Below are 22,435 nucleotides of genomic sequence, written 5' to 3' on the forward strand. Positions count from 1 at the left end.
AACCGAACGACCCATTACAGAAAACACAGGAGGGATCGGAGTGAAACTTATCCTTTTATCCGGAGGTTCAGGCAAGCGTCTGTGGCCTCTATCCAATGATGCGAGATCCAAACAGTTTTTGAGAGTGCTGGAAAATGAACGCGGCGAACTGGTATCGATGGTACAGCGGGTGTGGAACCAGCTGGACATCAGCGGCTTGAGCGAATCCAGTTATATCGCGACAGGCAAATCTCAGGTGGAGATTATGCGCAGTCAGGTAGGCGCCGATGTGCCTCTGATCGTGGAACCGGAAAGAAGAGATACGTTTCCTGCCATTGCATTGGCGGCAACCTACCTTTACTCCATCAAAGGCGTCAGCTTGGACGAAGTCGTTACGATTTTGCCGGTTGATCCTTATGTAGACAATCACTTTTTCGAGACGGTACGCAGCCTGGAAGAAGCGATCAATGAATCGCAAGCTGACCTGGCGCTGATCGGTGTAGAACCGACGTACCCGTCTTCCAAATACGGTTATATTATTCCTTCCGGGGAAACAAGCGAAACCGGTCTTCGTTACGTTAGCCGTTTCCAAGAGAAACCAACGGAAGAATATGCCGAGCAACTAATCGCTGAGAAGGCATTATGGAACTGCGGCGTGTTCGCGTTCAAGCTGGGATATATCATCAACCTGCTGGAACAAAAAGGACTGCCTATCCATTACGAGCAATTTCTGAAAAACTACGCTAGCCTGCCGAAGATCAGCTTTGACTACGAAGTTGTGGAAAATGCTGAGAACATTGTGGCAGTACCGTATACCGGTTACTGGAAAGACTTGGGTACATGGAATACACTGACTGAGGAAATGAGCAATGTGCAGATCGGACGCGGCATCATTAGCGACGATTCCACCAATACCCATCTGGTAAACGAAACGAATATTCCGGTTACCGTACTCGGTATGCAGGACGTCGTCGTAGCTGTTAGCCCGGACGGTATTCTCGTCTCTGACAAAGCAAGCAGTCCGAAGCTGAAAGAACTGGTGAACTTTGATCAGGGGCCGATGTTTGAGGAACGTCAGTGGGGCTGGGTACACGTACTGGATGATCAGACGTACGAAGATGGTCGATGCGTATCAACCAAGCGAATCGGTTTGAAAAAGGATCACAACCTGAGCTATCGCACCCATACCGAACGCGAAGAAGTATGGACGATTGTGAAAGGCGAAGGCGAATTTGTACTCAATGGCAACATGATGCGTGTTAGCGCAGGGAACGTACTGCATATTCCGCTCAAAGCAATGCACAGTATGAGAGCCACAAGCGAGATGGAATTTATCGCTGTACAAACGGGAGTGTTTGAACGCGAAAATCAACTGGTGGAGCTGTTCCATTCATGGGAAGAGATCGCGCAGAACTGCATGAAAATCTGACGGCAGTCGCCTATTACGTATCTGATTACGGGTACGGGCATGCGGCGCGCAGCATTGCGGTGATCCGGCGGTTATTGGCGGACAGTCCCGAACCGCTACGCTTGATTATCCATTGTGGCAAAGCATTAGGGTTTATGTATGAATCACTGCAAGAGGACAGCAGACATCAGCTGGAATTCAGAACCGTTAGTTCCGATACGGGCTACGTGCTGAAGCAGGATTCCATCGCTGCCGATACGGAGGGCTTGCGTAACAAGTACCGGCAGGATCTGTCGTTGTTGGACGAACGAGTGGAGCAGGAGAGGGAGTTTTTGCTGCAACAACGGGTACAGCTAATAATCAGCGATATTTCGCCGATTCCAATTGTAGCTGCCGCACGAGCGGGCATTGAATCGCTCGGTATCTCCAACTTCACTTGGTATACCGCATATCGCGATATGTTGGAGCCAGCGGAGCTGGATGCGCTACGTACGGCGTATGCGCGTATGGATCACTTTATCGGACTGGCAGGCTGTGCAGAGCCCGCATGGGGCTGCAAAGACCGGATTCATACCGGATTCTTTTGCCGTCAGCCAGACGCACGTGAAGTGGCGCGTATCCGCCGCAAGCTGAACCCGGATGGCACACGCAAAATCGTGTTTTTCGCACTTGGCATGAGCATTGAAGTGGGCGAGCTGGAACGGCTGCCGCTGTGGAACAGCGAAGGCTACAGCTTTATCGTTTCCTCCAATGTGCAGCTAGAGCGAGAACATATTGCCCGGATTCCATTTCACTACAGTGAATCGCAAAACTATCTGGCAGCTGCCGATCTCGTCATTACGAAGCCCGGCTGGGGCACGATTGGCGAGGCGGTCACGCTAGGCAAGCCGCTGCTGCTGCTGAACCGCAGTCAGTTTTACGAAGACCGCCATACGGTGGCGGCGATTCCGAATCATCATCCTTACATGCTGATGAGCTGGGAAGAGATCAGCCGGCTGGATCTGAATGATCTGCCGGCGGTGGAGCAGCCTGATTCGTACCGAAGCATCCAGCGACACGGCGTGCAGGCCGTACGGGAAGATGCACTGGGCGAGATTACTGGCTATATCCGCAATTTGTTACATCAGGTACGTGTATAAGTGACGATGGTGTGCATATAGGGTTAATGACAATCGGCGGATGAATCGTATCTCCAACCTTATGCTCTAGTTAGCAGGATTAACGCAGTGCAATGGCAACGGTGAAAATAGCTGCCCACAGCAACAGGGACAATGCAGTGCCCCAGAGACAGCCTCTGGCAAACGTCGGGTTTCCCAAATGTTTCATCTTGATCAGCCTCCAAAAGTATATAAAATGCTTCAACAACTGATGTTTGAATACTTCAAACACAACATTGAGTGGAATGAGATTTTTGCGATCGCAATCATCTTACACTTTATATCGGTTGCTTGATGTCAACCATGAATAGAGGTTTTTTAATCAACTGACAATAATGGCAACACCAACAAAAAACGGAAATAGGAGTGTGGATTATGAAAATTACAGTCATTGGTACAGGTTATGTGGGTCTGGTATCTGGCGTATGCTTTGCAGAAGTCGGCAATACAGTAACATGCGTGGACAAAATTCCAGCAAAAATCGAAACGCTTAATAGTGGCGAAGTACCGATCTATGAGCCAGGTCTGAAGGAGATCATGTTGCGTAACGTAGAAGCAGGTCGCCTGTCCTTTACGACAGACCTGAGCGCTTCTGTACCGGATTCTGATCTGATCATCATCGCTGTAGGTACTCCACCGCTTCCGTCCGGTGAAGCCAATCTGGAATATATCGAGGCGGCAGCACGCGAGATTGCGCTTTCAATTCAAGGCTACACAGTAGTTGCAGTGAAAAGTACCGTTCCAGTTGGTACCAACGAGCGCGTGAATACGATCATCGGTAGCCTGACGGATCAACCGTACGATACAGCTTCGATGCCAGAATTCCTGCGTGAAGGCTCTGCTGTAAAAGATGCCTTCAACCCGGATCGCCTCGTTATCGGTGTAGAGACACAGGCAGCAGCTGACGTGCTGGTTGCATTGCACAAGCCGTTGACCGAGAATCTGGTCGTAACAGACATCCGCAGTGCAGAAATGATCAAATACGCATCCAACGCGTTCCTGGCTACCAAAATTTCCTTCATCAACGAAATTGCCAACATTTGCGATAAAGTAGGCGCGGACGTGGATCAGGTCGCACGCGGTATGGGTATGGATCGCCGCATCGGCGCTTCATTCCTGAATGCAGGTATCGGCTATGGTGGTTCTTGCTTCCCGAAAGATACACATGCGCTTATCCAGATCGCTGGTAACGTTGAGTATGACTTTAAACTGCTGAAATCGGTCGTTGAAGTGAACCAATCGCAACGCTGGGCAGTAATCGACAAGCTGCTGGATGGACTAGGTACATTGAAAGGTAAAAAAATCGCTGTCTGGGGTCTGGCGTTCAAACCGGATACCGATGACGTTCGCGAAGCACCATCGCTGGAGATCGTACCAAAACTGGTTGAATTCGGCGCATTGCCACAAGTGTTCGATCCAGTAGCTGCTGACAACTTCCGTCGTGAGTATGATCACTCGTCCATCACCTATGCAGACAATGCACTGGAAGCTGCGCGCGATGCTGATGCGATCTGCCTGCTTACGGAGTGGGGCGAGTTCGTGAACATCGATCTGGCAGAAGTAGAAGCAGTTATGAGTAATCCTGTGCTGATCGACGGTCGTAACGTATACAGTGCCGATCGCATCAAAACAACAGGCTTTGACTACCATTCTATGGGTCGTCCGGCACTGCTGCGTGATAACTCTATAGTAGCCAAATAATCCAAATTTGAACCAATTTATGTTAAAATTTAACAAGCCGTTCGGTGATTATATGCACCGAACGGCTTGTTTTTGCTATTTTTCATTCCGTATTCTTATGTAGGTAGGCATGGAAGCAAGTAGATAGATCAGTGACATACAGGACTAAGTGCCTGAACTAGGAACATATTCATGTGATGGCAGGCAATACAGACATAACAAAAACCGGCTTCCGAATTCATCGCCAAAGCCGGCTACGTGAGACTGACATATGCAACGATACGGAAGTGTACCTATGGGGATGGGAAGAGACGAAATCATGATAGTAGAAGCAATAGAGGTAACAGACGGATATGATTAATGTTGTTCTTCCTCGGATTGGGCACGATCCCGCACAACACGCTCTAGCAGCTGGCGAATCAACTGCAAATCGTCGGCTTCCAGAGGAACGCCGTCCCAGTGCAGATGGGCATAGTTCAGGAATTCGCGGGCATTGGTATTTTGCAGAACAGGATCAAATTGTTCTGTCAAACCAAGCAAATAATCCGATGTCGTACTCAGCTTGCGTGCAATCGCCTGGATCGTTTCCAGAGTAGGTTGGCGGTAACCGGATTCATAGCCTGCATATGTGCTTTTGGCTACTCCAACATAATCCGCGACTTCCTTCATCGACATATTTCGCCGTTTGCGAAGTTGTTTGAGGCGTTGGGCGAACAATACAAAGACCTCCTAATGAAGCAATAATGTATACGGCCCGGACAGACGGAATAGGAAAAAAGCCGCAGACAACAACTAGATTATAGCATGATGATGCACCATTGCCTACTTGACCTGAAATTCAAACAAACGGGCCACTATACTGCTATTTCATTTTCAAATTAGATAAGCCTAATTTCTTATCCATAAACAATTTTTACAAAAAAAGTTAAAATATAGAGTGTCCATTATACATGGTGTTAAGGAAAAGGAGCATTTGCTATTTTATGTAAAGCATGTTTGCAGAAGAATACAGGCTCTTCGCAACCTGTCAATATAGTAGGATCATTTACAGAAGTTGCGTATTGTTTACGTATTTTTTTAATATTTAAAGTATATATCGGTTATTTTAACGCAATCTTGAACGAATTTGGTAAAAAACTGTAAACTTTTTAAAAAAGTTTTAAGATCAGCATACTGCTACAGGGTGGTATGACGTCTACAGATTCGGTTATAGTGAGTATAATCTCAACCGGTCAAACACGATCATATCGACGAAATATAAGCCAAAGGAGCTACGACAATATGGAACTGTTGCGCAATAAGGTAATCACAGAAGGGATTGTACTGCCCGGCAATGTACTGAAAGTCGACTCGTTTCTGAATCATCAGATGGACCCGGTGCTGATGCAGGCCATTGGTCGCGAATTTAAACATCGGTTTGCAGAGGCTGGTGTGAATCGGATTTTGACTATTGAGTCGTCAGGTATCGCCCCGGGTATTATGACTGCGCTGGAGATGCAGGTGCCGTTGATTTTTGCCCGTAAACAAAAGTCGCTCACATTGACTGACGATATTTTTGTAGAAACGGCATATTCGTATACGAAGCAGCAGAGTAATGATATTACCGTCTCCAAGAAGTTTATTCAGCCTGGCGACAAGGTATTAGTCATCGACGACTTTCTCGCCAATGGAGAAGCAGCATTTGCACTGGCACGGATCGTGGGGCAAGCTGGAGCAGAAGTGGCAGGCATTGGAATCGTCATCGAAAAGTCCTTTCAGCCGGGCGCGGATCTGCTGACAGGCGAAGGATACCGACTGGAATCGCTAGTGCGCATTGCCGGGTTGGAAGACGGCGGCGTGCAGTTTGCGGACTGATCTGTATACGCGGCACCATCGCAGAGATATGCTGTAGCCTACAATACCAACCGTTATAGCAGAAAAAGAGCGTATGCCATCGTATGTGCATACGCTCTTGGTGTATTCATCTATCTGTACATATCACTCCGTCTATACATATCAATTCATTGGCAGATGTAACTGCCGCCCTACGTGCGCTTTTCTAGCGATATACACCTTTGCTCAGCTTGTTCAACATGCGCATCGGTACAGCCGTCGTATCGGTTGCTGGTGCATCCAGATAGCGTGTGACCAGATCATTAGCGATGTAGCCTGCCGCATCTGGCATATGCAGTAGCTCCATCTGGTTACGCATCTGTTCCAGCCGTTCCGGTTTATCCAGTGCAGCACCAAGCACTTGTGCCAGCTCTGCCGCGGAATGGCATACCTCGGCAATCCCTTCCTGCTGTAAATATAGTGCATTGGCAAGCTCTTGCCCCGGCACTGGCTTGAGTAGGAAGACAGGCAGCTCGCAGCGAATACACTCTGACATCGTAATTCCACCGGGTTTGGTCACGGCGCAATCGCTCAGCATCATCCAGTCGCTCATGCGGCGGGTGAAGCCTTCGATGTGGATCTGCTCGTAATGACCGTAGCTTTGCTTCAGATCGCGACAGAGCGCCTGATTTTTACCACAAATGACGACCAGCTGCGTATCCTGACGGTGCACGATCTCGTCGCACACTTCGTGTACATGTTTCAGTACGCCATAAGCGCCTGCCAGTAGCAGTACGGTCTTTTTGTGCGGATGTAGCCCTGCTTGCTCTCGCAGACGTTGCTTCAATGCCTGATGCTCATCCGGGTCAACGGAATATTGCTCAAAGCTGCGATGCAGCGGAATACCCGTCACACTAATATTGGTTGCTGGAATACCACGCTGGATCGCTTCATTGCGCATATGAACAGATGGCACGTAATAATGATCAATATGCGGATGCAGCCACCGTCCATGCAGATCGTAGTCGGTCAAAATATTGATCAGTGGAACCTTCAATCCCCAGCGTGTTTTCAGATGCGGTAGCGCTAGTTGAGGAAAGGTATGCACGATCAATTGCGGCTGCTCTGTATTCAGCACCTGCCGCAGCCGCCGAACACCAAACGAATGAAGCCAATTGGAAAAGGGCGAGTTTGCCTTCATATCGCGGGTTGCATTATACACCCAGCCATACAGATGCGGAATCGTCTTGAAGCTCTGCATATAGACGAACCGGGTCACTTCATTGATGAAGGGATGTGCTTCCGCCATCAGATCGAGCAGGATCACCCGCTGCACGCCCTGCTCCAGCAGGCTGTCATATAGCGAGCGCGCCGCTTGCAGATGACCGTCGCCATAACTTGCATATACAATCAGAATACAGGAATTGTGCTGCATAAGGATGTCCTCTCCAGATTAGTTAGTTGGATTACTGCTCTCATCAAGCAGCGGAAATAATAACTCCGGCAGCAGATGCCGCGGATTTTTGTATTTGCGTACTTTGCTTTCGGACGTGAAGACGACGACGGTATCCCATTTGGGCAGCAGAATAATCTCCTGGCCGCCGTGTCCATGGGCACAAATATAATCTACCCCGTCTTGTACACCATTCCACCAGCCATAGCCGTAATGACCAAATCCGGCATAACCGTCGGTATGCGGTAGAAAGGATTGTTCCAGCCATTGTGCTGGGATCAATGACTGACCCTGCCAGCGTCCTTGCTGCATACAGCAAATGCCGAATTTTAGCATATCGCGCGGCGTCATACATAGTCCAACATGACCAATCGAATGTCCTTCCGGCGATGGTGACCAGGCAACCTGCTCAATGCCAAGTGGCACGAACAATCGCTCATTCGCATACGTAAATGCATCCTGTCCACTCCAGCGACTAATCAGTACGGAAAGCAGATGTGTGTCAATGCTCCGATACTGGAATACCTCGCGCATATCCGGTACAATCTGACGGCGCAACGCTGAGCGGCTCCAACCGCGACTACGGTGAAAGGCATGAATATCTGGCTCGCCCAATTTTTTGCCCGTTTTCCAAGCAAAGCCGGTTGTCATCGTTAGCAGATGCCGAATCGTCGTTTCTTGTAAGAGAGACGAGGGATGTGGGGGAAACAGATCACCAAGCCAGCGTTCAATACGTTCTTCAACGCTGTTGATGCCATATTCCTGCATCGCCATGCCAGTCAGTACCGAGGTGAAGCTTTTGGTAGCCGAGCGTAAATCTGCCAAACGCCCCGGCGTATGTCCATTATAATAGCTTTCATGTACCAGTTGTCCACTTCGGGCGATGAGGAAGCTGTTCACGCCTAGATAGCGCTCTGCTACCTGCTTACCGATCTGCTCCAATTGCCTGCTGTCCGTTTCTGATACCGACAGTTGTTCGGCATTGTTCAACCCGTCCAGTGACGGACGTAGCAGGTTAGTATGTACCATAATTGTAGTTCTGTCCGTCGTATCGCTCATACTGTACCTCCTGCAAGAATGAATGTGTATTATCCATTACCCGGTTAAGAGGAAGAGTAAGAATATTTGTATATATTCTGCTGTTTTGCTGTAGCATCAAAACTTGGTTCCTATATGATTGGCAAATTGCTTTATTTGCAAACTATTTGTGCTTTTCAAGAGTCTATTATGATACAATAGGGAAAGATGGTGCTTAGATAAGTGCTGATAATGTAACATGATTGACGACCGGTCAGCACGCCAGAGACGCGCTCTCAAGCAAGAAATTGCAGCATTACGAAGGGCAATATCGGCCTTGTACAAGCGATAGGAGCATTCAGCCGGATTGATTCAGGTATCGTATCGACGGGTAATTTTTTAGATCAAATGCCTACCGATATAGGTGCCAGAAGATCACAGACGAGATATAACTTCATACTACTACGACACAGCTACGGATCTTTTCGGCGTTCTCACAAACAAGGCACGTTTTGGGGAGGGAATTCCATGGCAACTAAAGGTCACAATGAAGTCAAGGAAAGTCTACGGGAGATGACAAGAATCTTCCGGCCTAAGGATCCAAAAAAATTCGTCAAAGAATATGTGCGCAAATATCACATTACCGGCGGCTACGAAGAAGAACTCACGCTTCTCGTAGAGGATGAATTGCACAAACTAAATTCATCGGTTTCCTAATGGAATGACAGATAGCACATGCACTTGCAATGCTGGCTGGTGCATACGGTAGAATCAACTCATGATTGAACATTGTTAACATTTGATAATAGGAATAATGGCAATGAATAGTCCTTTGGCGATTGCGCCAGAGGACTTTTTTTACGTGGATTTGACGTCTGTTTTGCAGCTGCTGCTTGTAGTTGCAGGAGAGGCGTATTTGCTGTTGTTTGGCGCTGGAATGCGGGTTTGCAGCATTTATAGATGCTACATACAGGATAGGGAAGAAGGATAATTCGCAAGAACATTTCTATGAAAAAGGAAATAAAAGGTTGCGCAGGTGTATGCAGTGTGTATATACTGTGTATATAGATATACACACTAAGCACAGATTCATTGCATGCTGACATGTAGACTATACGATATGCGCATCGCAAGGATGACTGTGATCGAGGAGAGTGTACATATGTTTGATTTTAAAAAGGGCTGGCTGATTACAAAACGGGAATTGTCGCTGAATTGGACGATGTTTATCTGGTCGACTATTTTCATGCTGTATATGGGTGCAGTGATCGGATTTCTGTATTTTACCCAGGGATATGTACAGGAAGAATCGCGTCTTACGCACACATTGCTTGATTTTATTCTGTTACTTATTGCGCCGCTGCTCGGCATCGACTATTCGCGGCGTGCGTTCCGATTGTGGCAGGAGGATTCGTATCGCAAGCAGATGCAATATTATCGCGCTCTACCAATTCCGTTCGCTGCTGTACTTGGAAGCCGATTGCAGATTTTGCTAATGAGTCTTATTTATAACAGCATTCTCGTATTCACACTTACGTATGCGATCGGCATACGTACGATACCGGAAGTTACATTCAGCGGGTATCTGGCATTCGTTCTTACGACGATTGGATTTGGACTGCTACTGACGGCGCTATACATTTATTGGGAGTATATGGTCAATTACAAACGATACGTATTCTGGTCGAGTATCTCCACGATACTGATCGTTGCGATCACGATTACTAGCATGAATCTGGGTTGGAATATCGCCAATCGAATGCTGGCACTATCGATTCGGGATGGTCTGGCTTCCCCGCTAATGTGGATCGGACTAGTTGCCGGTATTGCGGCGCTGACGCTGTCGTTTACGATCGTAAGTCGCAAAGCGAAAACAAGAGATTTATTATAACCAAGCCCTGCCGAAGGGGAGCAACAGGTGCAATGGACGGAGGGCAGAACAATGAGAATACCTGTACAGATTAATGAAAATAGTGCAGAACCGCTATACCGTCAGGTGGAGAATCAGCTACGCGCGCTAATCATAAGTGGACAATTGCAGGAAGGCACCTTGCTACCGTCGATCCGCGAATTCGCCGCCGATCTGAAATGCAGCGTGATCACGATTCGGCGCGTCTATCAGGATCTGGAAAATGAAGGATTGCTGCGTACCCGTCAGGGAACGGGAACATTTGTGACTGGTGTGGAAGAGGAGCTTCGCACGCGAATGGGTGAGGAGCAAGTACGCCAGCTGATCGACGATATGATCGTGCGCAGCTACAATCTGGGTTGGACGCGGCAGCAATTGAGTCTTTTGATTGAAGAGCTGCTGAACAAGCATGACGACCAATAGACATAAGGAGATGGGAACGATGAATCGCAATCCTTTACAGAGCCAATATGCCACATCACATACACTGGAATCACAGCCAGTCATTATGCTAGAACAGGTATGCAAAACAAGACGCGACCATATGATCGGACCGCTCAACTGGAGTGTGCCGCAAGGATATGTGACCGCACTTGTCGGCGAAAATGGAACTGGTAAAAGTACACTGCTGCATATGCTGCTGCGTACGATGTATCCAGATAGCGGGCGTATTCACTGGTTTGGACAATCGCCTACAAGCGAGCTGCCAGTAGAACTGCGTCAGCAGATTGCTTATATCGGTGAAGGGTCTTCGCCGGAGGAAGACCGCATGACTGCTTACGAAGCAGCGGCGTTTCGCTCTAACTGGTACTCGCGCTGGAATGCGGAACGATTTGCACAACTGCTGGAAACGCTAAACGTACCATCCAATGCCCGCCTGTCCAAAATTTCCAAAGGACAGCGGCAAAAATTTGAACTGGCTGCTGCGCTGGCATCATCGCCGCGTCTACTATTGCTGGATGAGCCATCGTCGGGGCTTGACCCTTTTGCATGGAAAGATATGCTGGATGTGCTGCACACGTATATGGATAGCGGCGAGATTACGATGATCATCACTACGCACCGGATGGAGGAAGTGAAGCGTCTCGCCGATTATGTCGCACTTATGCATCACGGTCAGATTGTCGGCATGCGGGAAAAGGACGAGCTGTATCAGCAATGGAAGGAAATCTGGATCGACTCTTCAGGTCAAGGTACCGCCGCAGATATAGAATTGCTGCGCGATTGGCACGGCATTCTGGAGTGGGAACAACGTCCAGATGGAGCGGTACGCATATTGACAGCAGATGCCGACGCACTGGTACAAGTCGCTGAGGAAAATGGAATTCCTTTGCAAGTGCGTGGTCTGGAGTGGGAAGAACTACTGTTATGCTGGGTTCGTCATCATCAAATGAATGTGAACAGGGAGGTCCAATCATGAACCAACCGTTACAATTGCATGACGTCGTTAAGCAATATGCTGGTCACACTGCGGTCGATGGATTATCGCTTCAAGTGGAAAAGGGCGAGATTTATGGACTGCTGGGAGGCAACGGCGCTGGTAAAACGACCACGATGCGTATGGTGCTAGGCTTGATTCATCCAGACGAAGGTCATATTTCCTACGATGGCAAGCCGTATCATAACGGTTTGCAGCCGCTGATGGGATATCTACCAGAGGAGCGCGGATTGTATCCGAAGGTCAAGGTGAGCGATCAACTGCTGTATTTGGCACATTTACGCGGAATGAAGGCGGCAGACGCGCGCCAGAGTTTGCACTACTGGCTGGAGCGTTTTGACGCAATGGAATACGAGCACAAGCGGATTGAAGAACTGTCCAAGGGCAACCAGCAGAAAATGGGCTTTATCGCTGCTGTCATTCATCGTCCGAGTATCCTCATTCTCGACGAAGCATTCAGCGGATTGGACCCGGTGAATGTAGAGATGCTCAAGGAAGTGGTGCTGGAGCTACGCAATGACGGAACTGCGATTCTGTTCTCCACGCACCGTATGGAACATGTGGAAGAGCTATGCCGTCACCTGACGATGCTTAAACGCTCCAAACCTGTATTGCAGGGCGATATTCGTGAAATCAAACAGGCATATCCACGCGAGCATGTGCTGCTGCGAACTCCACAGGATATTGACGGATTGGAGCAACTGCCTGGCGTGCTTCAGGTCGAGCGCCGCGATGAGGGCGATTATCGACTCAAGGTGAGCGACGAACAGGCGGCAAGGCAAGTACTGCAAACGGCGCTGGCGGCAGGCAATGTAGACCGTTTCGAGATTCAAGAACCAACATTGAATGAAATCTTTATCAAGGTGGTGGGACAATCTCATGAATAAAATGGGCGCAGTTATCTCCTTCACATACCGTAACAAAGTCAAAACGAAAGCATTCCGCTGGACGACAATTCTGCTGGCACTGCTCATCATTATCGGCTTGAATATTCCGTATGCGATCCAGCTCTTTTCCGGTAGTTCCTCAGATGGAACGATCCGAATTGGCATCGCTTCCGGGCAGTATAACGATATTGCCGACGATATTCGGCAAGCGTCGGACGAGGCACAGCAAATAGTCGCACATTCTGCATCGGGCATGACCAATGGCAGTACTGTCAATAGCATGAATACGGGGGCATCTTCGGCATTGGCAGGCAGTACAGACGAAGATATTCCTACCAAACTGACGTGGAACAATAAACCGCAAGCTGTTGCTCAGTTGAACCAACAGCTGGAGCAAAAGGAACTGGACGGGTATCTGTTGCTGCGCAGTGGAACGGGGACGGACAAAGAGGCTTTTCCAACAGTAACTTATGTGAGCGATAACGACGATTCAACCGTACAAGCTATTCTGCAAGGCGCTGCACAGGCGGTCAAGCTGCGCACGATTGCCGCTGGTCAGCTTAGCGATGAGCAGCTTACCGAGCTGGGTAGCCCGGTTACTGTCGGCACGGTATCGCCAGATAAGCTGAACGGTGGAGCAGCGGCAGACAAGCCGTTTTCGGTAGAGAACTTTATTCTTGTCTATATGCTTATGGTGTTGTTCTTCATCTCGCTGACGATGACTGGTAATATGGTCGCTGCCGAGATTACCGCTGAGAAAAGCTCGCGTGTCATGGAGATTCTAATCACCAGCGTCTCGCCACTCACGCAGATGTTCGGCAAGATTATCGGCATTTTCCTAGTTGGGCTGACGCAGATGGGCATCTATGCGCTGGTCTTTGGAATCCATCTGACCTTGCCGTATTACCAGCATGTACTATCGCAATTCGATCTGCATGTGTCCAATTTGTCGTGGGAAGTGGCGGTATTCGGCTTTATTTATTATATTCTCGGCTATTTCCTGTACTCGACATTGTATGCGGCAGTCGGTTCGATTGTCAGTCGCACCGAGGATCTGGGACAAGCAGTATCACTACTGACCGTACTGACACTGGCAGCATTTTATATCGGGATCTTCAGTATTTCTAAACCGGATACGTTGCTCGTTCGTATCGCATCGTACATTCCCTTCTTCTCGCCGACCACTTCACTGATCCGGCTTGGGCTGGGCAATATGGCGTGGTGGGAAATCGCCATCTCGATGCTTATCCTGCTAGTATCGATCGTCATCTGTGGCTGGATCTCCGCGAAAATTTATCGTACTGGCGTACTCATGTACGGCAAACGCCCAACGTGGAAAGAATTACGCAAAGCAATGAAGGCATACAAAATCTGAAGTCCCATATTCATCGTCCAATACCCGACATATAGGCAATCCAAGGGAGGGATCATCCATGAATCATCAGCACAGGCTGACCGTATCAGAGGAATTGCGCCCAACACCTAAGCCAGTACCAAGGATCAAAGGAACAGCCATCTCCGCACTTGTGCTTACAGCCGCACTGTCTATCACCGCATGTAGCAGTGGGAACGACAGTAGTCGTGGAAACGACAGTGGTAGTGCGATGTCTAACGATTCCGCATATTCGGTAGAGCAGCAACCGACCGAATCTACTGCACAGGAGGAGGCAGCGGAGGAAACAGCGATAGAGCAGAATCGTTCCGATTCCAATGAACAGACAGATGACACAGAGATATTGCCACCGGAACAAATTCCGACGGCATTGTTACAAGGCAAGGAGGCGGCTGTGTACAGACAGCTGACTCCGGCATTTCAACAGGTGCTCACGCAACAGCAACTGGTCGATACTGTGCAATCTTCGTTGCAGAATGTAGCATCATTTGAACAATTGGGGAAGGCTATTATGCTTAATCATCATACGCAATACAACTGGCTGGACAACAACGGCAAGCTTGGGCTGACGGCTATTGTGGATGAACAGGGCAAGATTGCCGGGTTGCAATTGCAGCCGATCCAATCATTTCCGGCAACCGATCAGAAGCTGACAACAGCCACATATCGCTTGCCTTTGCAAGGCGACTGGTTCGTCTTCTGGGGCGGCAGCAATGTACTGCAAAACTATCACTATGCGGTGGAGTCACAGCGGTACGCGTATGATTTTATCCAAGTGAAAGATGGAATGTCCTACAGCGGCGATGCTACGCGTAATGAGAGCTACTACGCATTCGGTCAGCCTGCACTGGCACCAGCCGATGGGACAGTGGTAGCTGTGGTAAACAATATCGCAGACAATGAACCAGTTGGCAACATGAATCCGCAGCAGCCCGCAGGTAACAGCGTAGTGATCCGCCATGGCAATGAATACAGTCTGCTGGGGCATTTGCAGAAAGGTTCGGTTACAGTAAATAAGGGCGATACCGTGCAAGCCGGACAGATCATCGGCAAGATTGGCAACTCCGGCAATTCCAGCGAAGCACATCTACACTTTCAAGTAGCAGATCGCCCGGATCTAGCAAGGGGAACATCGATTCCGATTCGTTGGCAGGGAGAGATTGAGCCGGTTAAAGGTCAAACTGTTACCAATGGTGGATAAGTCATGTTGAACGGCAGGCGAGAAGATGCGGACATTCACGACCGCATCCTTTTGCCACCTATCCAATACGCTTGAATTTGAAAAAAGATTATTGTAAAAAATCATCTAACAATGAATAAATAAATTAAAATGAATACTTACTTGAGTTACCGTAAGATTTTGAGAGGAAATGAAATGATGAGAAAATTATTAAAGTTTATGCTAATTGCTATAGCGACGATCGCGCTGCTCATTGTCATTTTCGTTGCTACGGTATATACCGTTAACGTCGTAGCCAGTAATTCCGAACAAAAGCAAATCCAGCCGTACGGTCAGACGGTTATGGTAGACGGTAAGAAGATGAATGTTCTTATACAAGGCTCCGGTACGCAGACGATTGTATTGTTGCCTGGCTTTGGTACAGCCGCGCCTGCGCTTGATTTTCAGCCATTGATCGCGCAATTGTCTCCGTATTACCGGGTGGTTGTGGTGGAACCGTTTGGTTATGGATTAAGCGATGTGACAGACAAGCCACGTACGGTGGAACAGATTACAAATGAGATTCATGCAGCGTTATCACAGTTGAAGATTCGTAAATATGTACTGATGGGTCATTCGATTGCTGGTATTTATGGATTGGATTATGTGAATAAGTATCCGAAGGAAGTGATAGCATTTGCAGGGATTGATACCAGCTTCCCGACACAACCGACGGACGTGATGGACACCCAAACGTTAAGCTTATTGCAGACATCCGGCTTTTACCGCTTCATCGTCAAGCTGAACCCTGCTCAGATCATGACACCGAATGTAGATGAGTCGACAAAACAACAGATTAAAATGATTACTCTGAAAAATATGATGAATGCAAATATTCAAAGTGAAGCACAGCTACTACCTACAAATTTCAAATCGGTACAAAGTCTACAATTCCCTCAAAACTTGCCAGTGATCTTCTTCCTCGTCCAAAATGATCCAGAGATCAAAGACTGGATTCCACAGCATGAAGCACAGATTCAATCTTCCAAGTATGCGAAGATTGTCCCACTGGAAGGAACGCATTATTTGCACTATACGCAGTCGAAGACGATTGCAGCGGATTTGAGAGATTTTTTGAATGGAATTCATCTGCATTTTTAAATAAAATCAAATATTTAGCATAAGGGCATTTGTGAAATAAAAAAATGAATACAAGGAAGACATGTTATACTATCATGCATTCTCCTTATATTCATTCATTTAGATCAAAAGTTATTTTACAGCATAAGGTTTAACAATAATGTAACTCAGATTAGCATTACCTATCAATTTTCTTGTTTTGTTAATAGATTCACCTGAATTAACTTGATGATGTTTGTCTCTTCCATCATTATATATTTCTGCCTGAGAATTTCCATTCGCAAGCATATATACAGAATGAACATCTTCTTTTCCTTGTTTAATTGAATGACCTGTAGTGTTTTTAGCAGTATAAGTCAAGCTACCCTTCCAAATATTATTTTTAGGATCAACAGAAGAAATATTTATTTTATAGGACGTAACTGCAAAAGCGCTCTGATCTTCTTCTAGATTGGCTCTATCCTGTGTTTCTTGAGTTAATTGTGGAGTGCTTTTCATATAATTTGAACCTTTTAATTCAATTAACTTAGTATTCGAATTGTAATTTCCAGTTACATCTAGATATTGAAGTATTACTTTGAGAGGTACAAATAGAGAATTCATTTTTTGTACAGGAACCGTATCCATTTTTTTAGAGTTTTTATCTACGACTATATTTTTTGAGTTGGCAGTAACCATTAGATTGTGTCCATTTAAATTAATAGTTGCTGTTTTGGAACTGCCATCATATGATACATCAGCTCCAAGCAAGTCACTTAATGAACGCAATGGAACAAGCAAGCGGCTATTTTCATCAACATATGGAGAAGTAGGATAGGTAAACAGAATGTAATATTGATTTATTTTCAGTATAGGTGGCGATGAGATGTTTACTGTAGCTTGAGCATGACCTTCTTTAGGAAAACTAAATACTGTTAATAAAAAAATTAAGACTAAAAGTCTGAGTACTTTCATGAAGTCATCTCCTTAGAAGTTTTATTTTATAACGCGATAGACAATACAAATGTTACATTATGAAATGTCATTGTTGAGCTTATAGCTGAATGTTTACTGTTTCCTCACCTTGATTTACATAGGATGTTTGTACCTTTGTACTATGTATTGCTAGTCTATTTAAAACAAAATAGTATTGTGAAAGAGTGATAAATATCCTTATACTATATCGTTTTCGAATTTACCGGACGACTTAAAAAAGTTATTAATTCTCTATTCAGTTGCTTATTATAATAGATACAATTGAGCCAAGCGCAAAGTTCATCAGCACCAATAATTATATCTACAAGCTTGGCGGTGCTCGTCTGGCAGAATACGAGTTATAGTCCACTCGTTAGTATGCAATCGGTTCCTTTATTTGTATGAAAATATAAATATACAGCAACAATGTATTGTACTTGAAATGAGAATATGCAATATTTAGAGAGACACGTTTGGCTTGCAAAATCCCTGTCATATCAAGGAACGGGACAGTCCGGATATCAAACTATTCAAAGGGAGTTATGCAATGAGAAAATGGCATCACAAAATCCTGTCCCTGGTTCTCGCAGCAGGTCTGCTAGCAACCTCTGCTCCAGCGCTGGCATCCGCAGCCCAGCCGCTGACAGTCAAAGTAAATGACAAAAAAGTAGAGTATCGTACCGGTAGCGGCGCACCGACGGTTCAGCAGAAAACAACGCTTGTACCGCTGCGCTCCACGCTGAAAGCGATGGGCATCACCCTGTCCAGCGCATCCGGCAATAGCATCACTGCCATCGTTAATGGCAAAAGCGTCACCGTCAAAAGCAAGCTGACGAAGATCAACGGCGTCGTCTATGTGCCCATCCGTACATTTGGCGAATTGACGGGCTATACGGTTAGCTGGAATGCCAAGACGCGTACGATTCAGCTGACGTCTGCTCCAGCTGTGCCTGTAACGACTGAACCAATCACGACACAGCCGGTAGACAGCGCAACGACCGCACCGACTGACAGTACAGCGACACCAACTACACCAGCAGCTTCCACAGCGCCGACAGACAGCAGCTCCGCTCCGGCAGCTACAACCGAAACAGCGGATACGGGTGGACGCGGCTTCATGTGGGAAGTGCAAGCGAATGGTAACACCGTCTATCTTGTCGGTTCCATGCACATCGCTAATGATAGCTTTTACCCGCTGCGCAAAGAATACGAAGAAGCATTCTCGCAAGCGGATTATCTCGGCGTCGAAGTGGATGTGACGAAGACGACAGACGAGCAATTTTTCGAGCAAATTAGACAGATGGGCACGTATCAGGATGGCAGCACGCTCCCTAATCATATCGCTGCGGATACATACGCCAAACTCGGCAAATACCTTCAGGCAAACGGCATCAAGTCCGGTGACATGGATCGCTTCAAGCCATGGGTCGTGGAAATGTTCATCGACTCTGCGGCGACAGCCAACTCCAGCTACGAAGCCGCAAGCGGCATTGATCGGTACTTCCTCAAGCAGGCGGCAGAACGCAACGTACCGGTGATTGAGCTAGAATCCGGTGAATCGCAACTGAGTATGCTGAACAACTTCTCTCCTGAATTGCAGGATGCTCTGCTGTATTTTGCCCTTCGCGATCTCGAGGAGAACGACAACGGCAAGCAGGACGAAGCGATCGACAACATGGCAGAAACGTGGAAAACTGGTAATGAAGCGGAACTGTTGAAGATGACAACCAGCTCCGCCGATATTCCCGAATACCACAAAGCGATGCTGGTTGACCGCAATATCGGCATGGCAAACAAAATCGACGGCTATCTGAAAAGCGGCGGCAACAAGCAATACTTTATCGTTGTCGGTGCTGCTCACTATCTGAGCGATGACGGTATTCTCCACCTGTTGGAGAAAAAGGGCTATACCGTCGTACGCAAATAGAACCAGCTTTTCCCCTCAGAATGATAACCCTATACTGTGTTAACCTACACAAAGATAACAATTGGTATTCCTAACAAAACAACAATAGTCCGTACCCACCATACTGCGATGCTGCTGTCAGCAAGCCACTAACGTGATCACAAAAAACCGCCTGTCTCTTTTGGAGAACAGGCGGTTTTTGTATGATGTACATACTATAACAGAACGTTGATCGGAGATCTCAGATTCATTGGCATGAGATCAGGAAGAGGTATTGCCGTTGACTCGATCTAGTAGCTGGGCAAGTTGTGCTTGATCGTAGGCGTCATTGATGACTTTCCATTCGCCGCTAACCTGTTGCAGTTGCAGCGTGCCCTTGGATGGAATCTTCTCCTTATCACCGACAGCAATATTCATCTCGTAGGCGATTTCCATAATACCCTTAACCTTGAATACCGGATCGGCAGTCAATTTCAGATCGGTAGTAGTCACATTGGATTGGGACTGTGTAGCGAGTCGTTGTGGCAAAATAAGCACCCGGCTCATTGCTTGTTTACTCAGGAATTCTGCTGAAGCATACGGCTCCAACCGATCGTATTGCTGTTGAAAAACTTCTGGTAGTGATGCTTCGTTCACACTTTCCTCATTGTTGGTATCAAGATTCAGCTTGCTATAGTCAGTGACTTGATACTCGGCTTGTTTGTACTGCTTGGCAACATCTGTAGCTGCTTGAACCTGCTCGTCAGTAGCTGTTTCCCCCTGTTTGGCTGTCGGTGTTGTTTGCTCAGTCTGTCCGGCTTCATTATTCGTGGTGGCTGCGGCATTTGTCTCCGCGGTAGTAGGACTGGATGTTTCATTGGTGCTGGCTGGACTGCTTTGTTGGCTGCATCCGAGCAAGGAACCGCTCATGACCAGTGTCAGCAGCAGCAGAGTATATTTCTTCATATGTAGATAACCTCCTTTGATGTTGTGACAGGGTAGTGATGTTAAATTTACCATTAAAAGGCTTAGTTATGCAAATTTGAACATGCAAAAGGCGCCATTTTCCTTATGCTGCAAGGAAAATGCGCCTTTGAGAGGAGAGCTATTCTAGACTGAACTGATCGACGTATTTGTATATGCTTTGATTGTACTGTGTAATGATTTTGGTCGCCAGTTTGATCTTAGTATTGATCGTATATTTTTGTTTGGCGGTTGGGGTAGCTGTGTTCAAATAGTTGGCGAATAGTTTGAAGCCTTCTAGCTGAATGTTGGCGCCTTTGAGAAATTTCTCGTGTAGCGCAATCAGTTCAGGTTGCTGAGGCTTGGCTTTTTTGATCATGTTGATAAATTTGGTGTAATTGGGGATAGCGATAGTTTTGATATTTTTGTACGCTTGTTTACGGGTAGCTTGGGTGAAGGCGGTATTTTCGTTGTAGGTTGATAGTCCGATTTCACCGTATGCTGTGGCTTTGTTGGTCACTTTAAAATAAGCTACATAGTCGTCATAGGCATCCAGTAATTCTGGATCGACTACCGTGCGGAAGTCTTCCAAGTATTCATACACGTCGGCTTCTGACTCGAATACTTCGTCAGCAGAATAGACTTCTGCATGAGCGTTCTGCGGCATAGCGGGCAGCAAGGCAGCTAGCAGCAATAGACTGCATAGCAGGGACAGGACAGATTTGGAATTCATGTGTTTTCGCTCCTTTGAATCGTATGTAAAATAACATGCTTTATCTTTATCGGCAATCCAAGTCGAAATTGGAATATTTCTGGTATATTTTCTGTGGTGGTCATTCTGTCAGCAGGCGGATACAATGGAGACAGAGACTGTCCATGCGTATGTATCCCATGCACAAGAAGCGGGCAGTATATGTTATTACGAACAGGGAGAATGAATAATTGTGTATCGGACAATCGCCAAAACGCTGAAACGGCAAACGTATGACCGGATTGCCGTGCAGGATGACGTTTCCAAAATTGAATTGATGAAAGACATTGATATTACGAGCAGTAGCTTGAACCGGGTACTGGATGAGTTGCTGCATGAAGGCTGGATTGTAGAATCTGGTTTAGGGCAATCGACTGGCGGGCGTAAGCCTGTGTTGTACCGGATTCAGCCGCATAACCGCTATCTGTTCGGACTGGACATTTCGCGCAAATATTCAGTGCTCGGACTGTACGATCTGCGGATGAATCCGCTATTCAGTCATCGCTGGCTCATGGATGAGCAGATGACGCCAGAGCAGCTGGTGGAGGAAGTAGCAGGGCAGATTCAGCAGGTGCTAGCAGAGCGACATCTATCCAAGCGCCGTATTCTCGGTATCGGCATTGGCGCTGTCGGACCGCTAGATTATGAGCAAGGGATGATTCGCAATCCGCTGTATTTTACCGCTTCAGGCTGGCAAGATGTTCCGATCTGTCACCTGCTTACGGAGAAGACCGAGATTCCGGCGCTGCTGGACAATGGGATCAATACCGCACTGCTCGGTGAATACTGGGCGACTCGTGAGGATTCTCCGCAGCATTTGTTATATGTGAATGCTGGCGTTGGGATTCGCGCGGCATATCTGTCGGATGGGCGTATCATGCGAGGTGCTTCCGACAAGGAAGGCTCCATCGGGCAAATGGTTGTGCAAGCAGGCGGTGCAAGGCTGCATGAGCGCGGTAATTATGGCGCACTGGAAGCTTATGCTTCGATTCAAGCATTAGAGCAGCAGACTCGCCAGCGCGCTCGTATGGGGCTGGAATGGTCGGCTTTTGCCGATGTGGATGTAGATGAAGCTGCCGAGGGCAAGAACGATCTGCCGTTTGACCAGATGGTTCGTCAGTTGCAGGAAGGGGAACCCTTTTTACAGGAATTGTTCCACCGTTCAGCAGGGTATATGGGCATCGGGTTAGGCAATCTGATCAATACGTTGCAGCCAGAGCGAGTCATTGTAGGCGGTGCGCTGATTCATGCAGCACCAGGTTATTACGAAACGGCAATCGCTGTTGCTAGAAAACAAATCTACGGCGAATCAGCAACACATCCGCAATTCTCGCGTGGACATTTACAAGATAAAGCGGTGTCTGTAGGCGCAGCAGTGATGGTATTGGAACGGATGGAGATGTAAGTAGCATCTATATTGCATGTATCGCATAGGAAAAATCGTACAGGA

Annotated in this window: 20 protein-coding genes; 14 read left to right on the forward strand and 6 right to left on the reverse strand. The window is 47.3% G+C overall.

Annotated elements, in window-relative coordinates:
• Window positions 1–40: 40 nt before the first annotated feature.
• The 3 genes from ACDE64_RS02320 (at window position 41) to ACDE64_RS02330 (ending at window position 4,245) form a co-directional block, all read left to right on the forward strand.
• Entirely contained in the window at window positions 41–1,408 is a 1,368-nt protein-coding gene (locus ACDE64_RS02320; protein ID WP_411344955.1) for a sugar phosphate nucleotidyltransferase, read from the forward strand.
• Entirely contained in the window at window positions 1,372–2,526 is a 1,155-nt protein-coding gene (locus tag ACDE64_RS02325; RefSeq protein WP_411348886.1) for a glycosyltransferase, read from the forward strand. The genes ACDE64_RS02320 and ACDE64_RS02325 overlap by 37 nt, the downstream gene beginning before the upstream one ends.
• A 393-nt stretch (window positions 2,527–2,919) precedes the next feature.
• Window positions 2,920–4,245 (forward strand): UDP-glucose dehydrogenase family protein, encoded by a 1,326-nt coding sequence (locus ACDE64_RS02330; RefSeq protein ID WP_411348887.1) that lies wholly within the window; start codon window positions 2,920–2,922, stop codon window positions 4,243–4,245.
• Between the two features lie 336 nt (window positions 4,246–4,581).
• On the opposite strand, the gene ACDE64_RS02335 is transcribed toward ACDE64_RS02330, so the two are convergent.
• Complete coding sequence (locus tag ACDE64_RS02335; RefSeq protein WP_411344958.1) at window positions 4,582–4,941, reverse strand: helix-turn-helix domain-containing protein; 360 nt, start codon at window positions 4,939–4,941, stop codon at window positions 4,582–4,584.
• Window positions 4,942–5,505: 564 nt separating this feature from the next.
• Between ACDE64_RS02335 and ACDE64_RS02340 the strand changes: the two genes are divergently transcribed.
• Window positions 5,506–6,078, forward strand: coding sequence for a xanthine phosphoribosyltransferase (locus ACDE64_RS02340; protein WP_411348888.1), 573 nt, complete (start codon window positions 5,506–5,508; stop codon window positions 6,076–6,078).
• A 184-nt stretch (window positions 6,079–6,262) separates the two neighbouring features.
• Here the strand turns inward: ACDE64_RS02340 and ACDE64_RS02345 are convergent, their stop codons facing one another.
• Both ACDE64_RS02345 and ACDE64_RS02350 read right to left on the reverse strand, forming a co-directional pair.
• Window positions 6,263–7,471, reverse strand: a complete 1,209-nt coding sequence (locus ACDE64_RS02345; RefSeq protein ID WP_411348889.1) for an MGDG synthase family glycosyltransferase — start codon at window positions 7,469–7,471, stop codon at window positions 6,263–6,265.
• Between the two features lie 18 nt (window positions 7,472–7,489).
• Window positions 7,490–8,548 carry a serine hydrolase domain-containing protein gene (locus tag ACDE64_RS02350; RefSeq protein WP_411348890.1) on the reverse strand — a complete coding sequence of 353 codons (1,059 nt, stop codon included), beginning with the start codon at window positions 8,546–8,548 and terminating at the stop codon, window positions 7,490–7,492.
• 486 nt (window positions 8,549–9,034) lie between these two features.
• Here ACDE64_RS02350 and ACDE64_RS02355 point away from each other — a divergent pair, with 486 nt between their 5' ends.
• The 8 genes from ACDE64_RS02355 (at window position 9,035) to ACDE64_RS02390 (ending at window position 16,453) form a co-directional block, all read left to right on the forward strand.
• The gene (locus ACDE64_RS02355; protein ID WP_367062412.1) at window positions 9,035–9,223 is read left to right on the forward strand and encodes a hypothetical protein; all 189 of its coding nucleotides are present in this window, start codon (window positions 9,035–9,037) and stop codon (window positions 9,221–9,223) included.
• Window positions 9,224–9,668: 445 nt separating this feature from the next.
• Window positions 9,669–10,397 (forward strand): hypothetical protein, encoded by a 729-nt coding sequence (locus ACDE64_RS02360; protein ID WP_411348891.1) that lies wholly within the window; start codon window positions 9,669–9,671, stop codon window positions 10,395–10,397.
• A gap of 51 nt (window positions 10,398–10,448) precedes the next feature.
• The gene (locus ACDE64_RS02365; RefSeq protein WP_411348892.1) at window positions 10,449–10,838 is read left to right on the forward strand and encodes a GntR family transcriptional regulator; all 390 of its coding nucleotides are present in this window, start codon (window positions 10,449–10,451) and stop codon (window positions 10,836–10,838) included.
• 19 nt (window positions 10,839–10,857) lie between these two features.
• Window positions 10,858–11,835, forward strand: coding sequence for an ABC transporter ATP-binding protein (locus ACDE64_RS02370; protein ID WP_411348893.1), 978 nt, complete (start codon window positions 10,858–10,860; stop codon window positions 11,833–11,835).
• Window positions 11,832–12,740: an ABC transporter ATP-binding protein gene (locus tag ACDE64_RS02375; RefSeq protein ID WP_411348894.1), complete on the forward strand. Its 909-nt coding sequence runs from the start codon at window positions 11,832–11,834 to the stop codon at window positions 12,738–12,740. The genes ACDE64_RS02370 and ACDE64_RS02375 overlap by 4 nt, the downstream gene beginning before the upstream one ends.
• Complete coding sequence (locus tag ACDE64_RS02380; protein ID WP_411348895.1) at window positions 12,733–14,115, forward strand: ABC transporter permease; 1,383 nt, start codon at window positions 12,733–12,735, stop codon at window positions 14,113–14,115. Before ACDE64_RS02375 ends, ACDE64_RS02380 begins: the two co-directional genes overlap by 8 nt.
• A gap of 58 nt (window positions 14,116–14,173) precedes the next feature.
• On the forward strand, window positions 14,174–15,334 hold the full coding sequence (locus ACDE64_RS02385; protein ID WP_411348896.1) for a M23 family metallopeptidase: 1,161 nt from the start codon (window positions 14,174–14,176) through the stop codon (window positions 15,332–15,334).
• Between the two features lie 177 nt (window positions 15,335–15,511).
• Window positions 15,512–16,453 (forward strand): alpha/beta fold hydrolase, encoded by a 942-nt coding sequence (locus ACDE64_RS02390; RefSeq protein WP_411350214.1) that lies wholly within the window; start codon window positions 15,512–15,514, stop codon window positions 16,451–16,453.
• A 111-nt stretch (window positions 16,454–16,564) separates the two neighbouring features.
• Here the strand turns inward: ACDE64_RS02390 and ACDE64_RS02395 are convergent, their stop codons facing one another.
• A complete protein-coding gene (locus ACDE64_RS02395; RefSeq protein ID WP_411348897.1) occupies window positions 16,565–17,386 on the reverse strand; it encodes a copper amine oxidase N-terminal domain-containing protein in 822 nt (273 codons plus the stop codon).
• Window positions 17,387–17,933: 547 nt separating this feature from the next.
• Here ACDE64_RS02395 and ACDE64_RS02400 point away from each other — a divergent pair.
• Window positions 17,934–19,313 carry a TraB/GumN family protein gene (locus ACDE64_RS02400; protein WP_411348899.1) on the forward strand — a complete coding sequence of 460 codons (1,380 nt, stop codon included), beginning with the start codon at window positions 17,934–17,936 and terminating at the stop codon, window positions 19,311–19,313.
• Between the two features lie 240 nt (window positions 19,314–19,553).
• Here the strand turns inward: ACDE64_RS02400 and ACDE64_RS02405 are convergent, their stop codons facing one another.
• On the reverse strand, window positions 19,554–20,237 hold the full coding sequence (locus tag ACDE64_RS02405; RefSeq protein WP_411348900.1) for a hypothetical protein: 684 nt from the start codon (window positions 20,235–20,237) through the stop codon (window positions 19,554–19,556).
• A gap of 139 nt (window positions 20,238–20,376) precedes the next feature.
• A complete protein-coding gene (locus ACDE64_RS02410; RefSeq protein WP_411348901.1) occupies window positions 20,377–20,967 on the reverse strand; it encodes a hypothetical protein in 591 nt (196 codons plus the stop codon).
• A 211-nt stretch (window positions 20,968–21,178) separates the two neighbouring features.
• Between ACDE64_RS02410 and ACDE64_RS02415 the strand changes: the two genes are divergently transcribed.
• A complete protein-coding gene (locus ACDE64_RS02415) occupies window positions 21,179–22,390 on the forward strand; it encodes an ROK family protein (RefSeq protein ID WP_411348902.1) in 1,212 nt (403 codons plus the stop codon).
• Window positions 22,391–22,435 lie beyond the last annotated feature (45 nt).

It is taken from the genome of Paenibacillus sp. WLX2291 (assembly GCF_046603665.1).
Classification (GTDB): domain Bacteria; phylum Bacillota; class Bacilli; order Paenibacillales; family Paenibacillaceae; genus Saccharibacillus.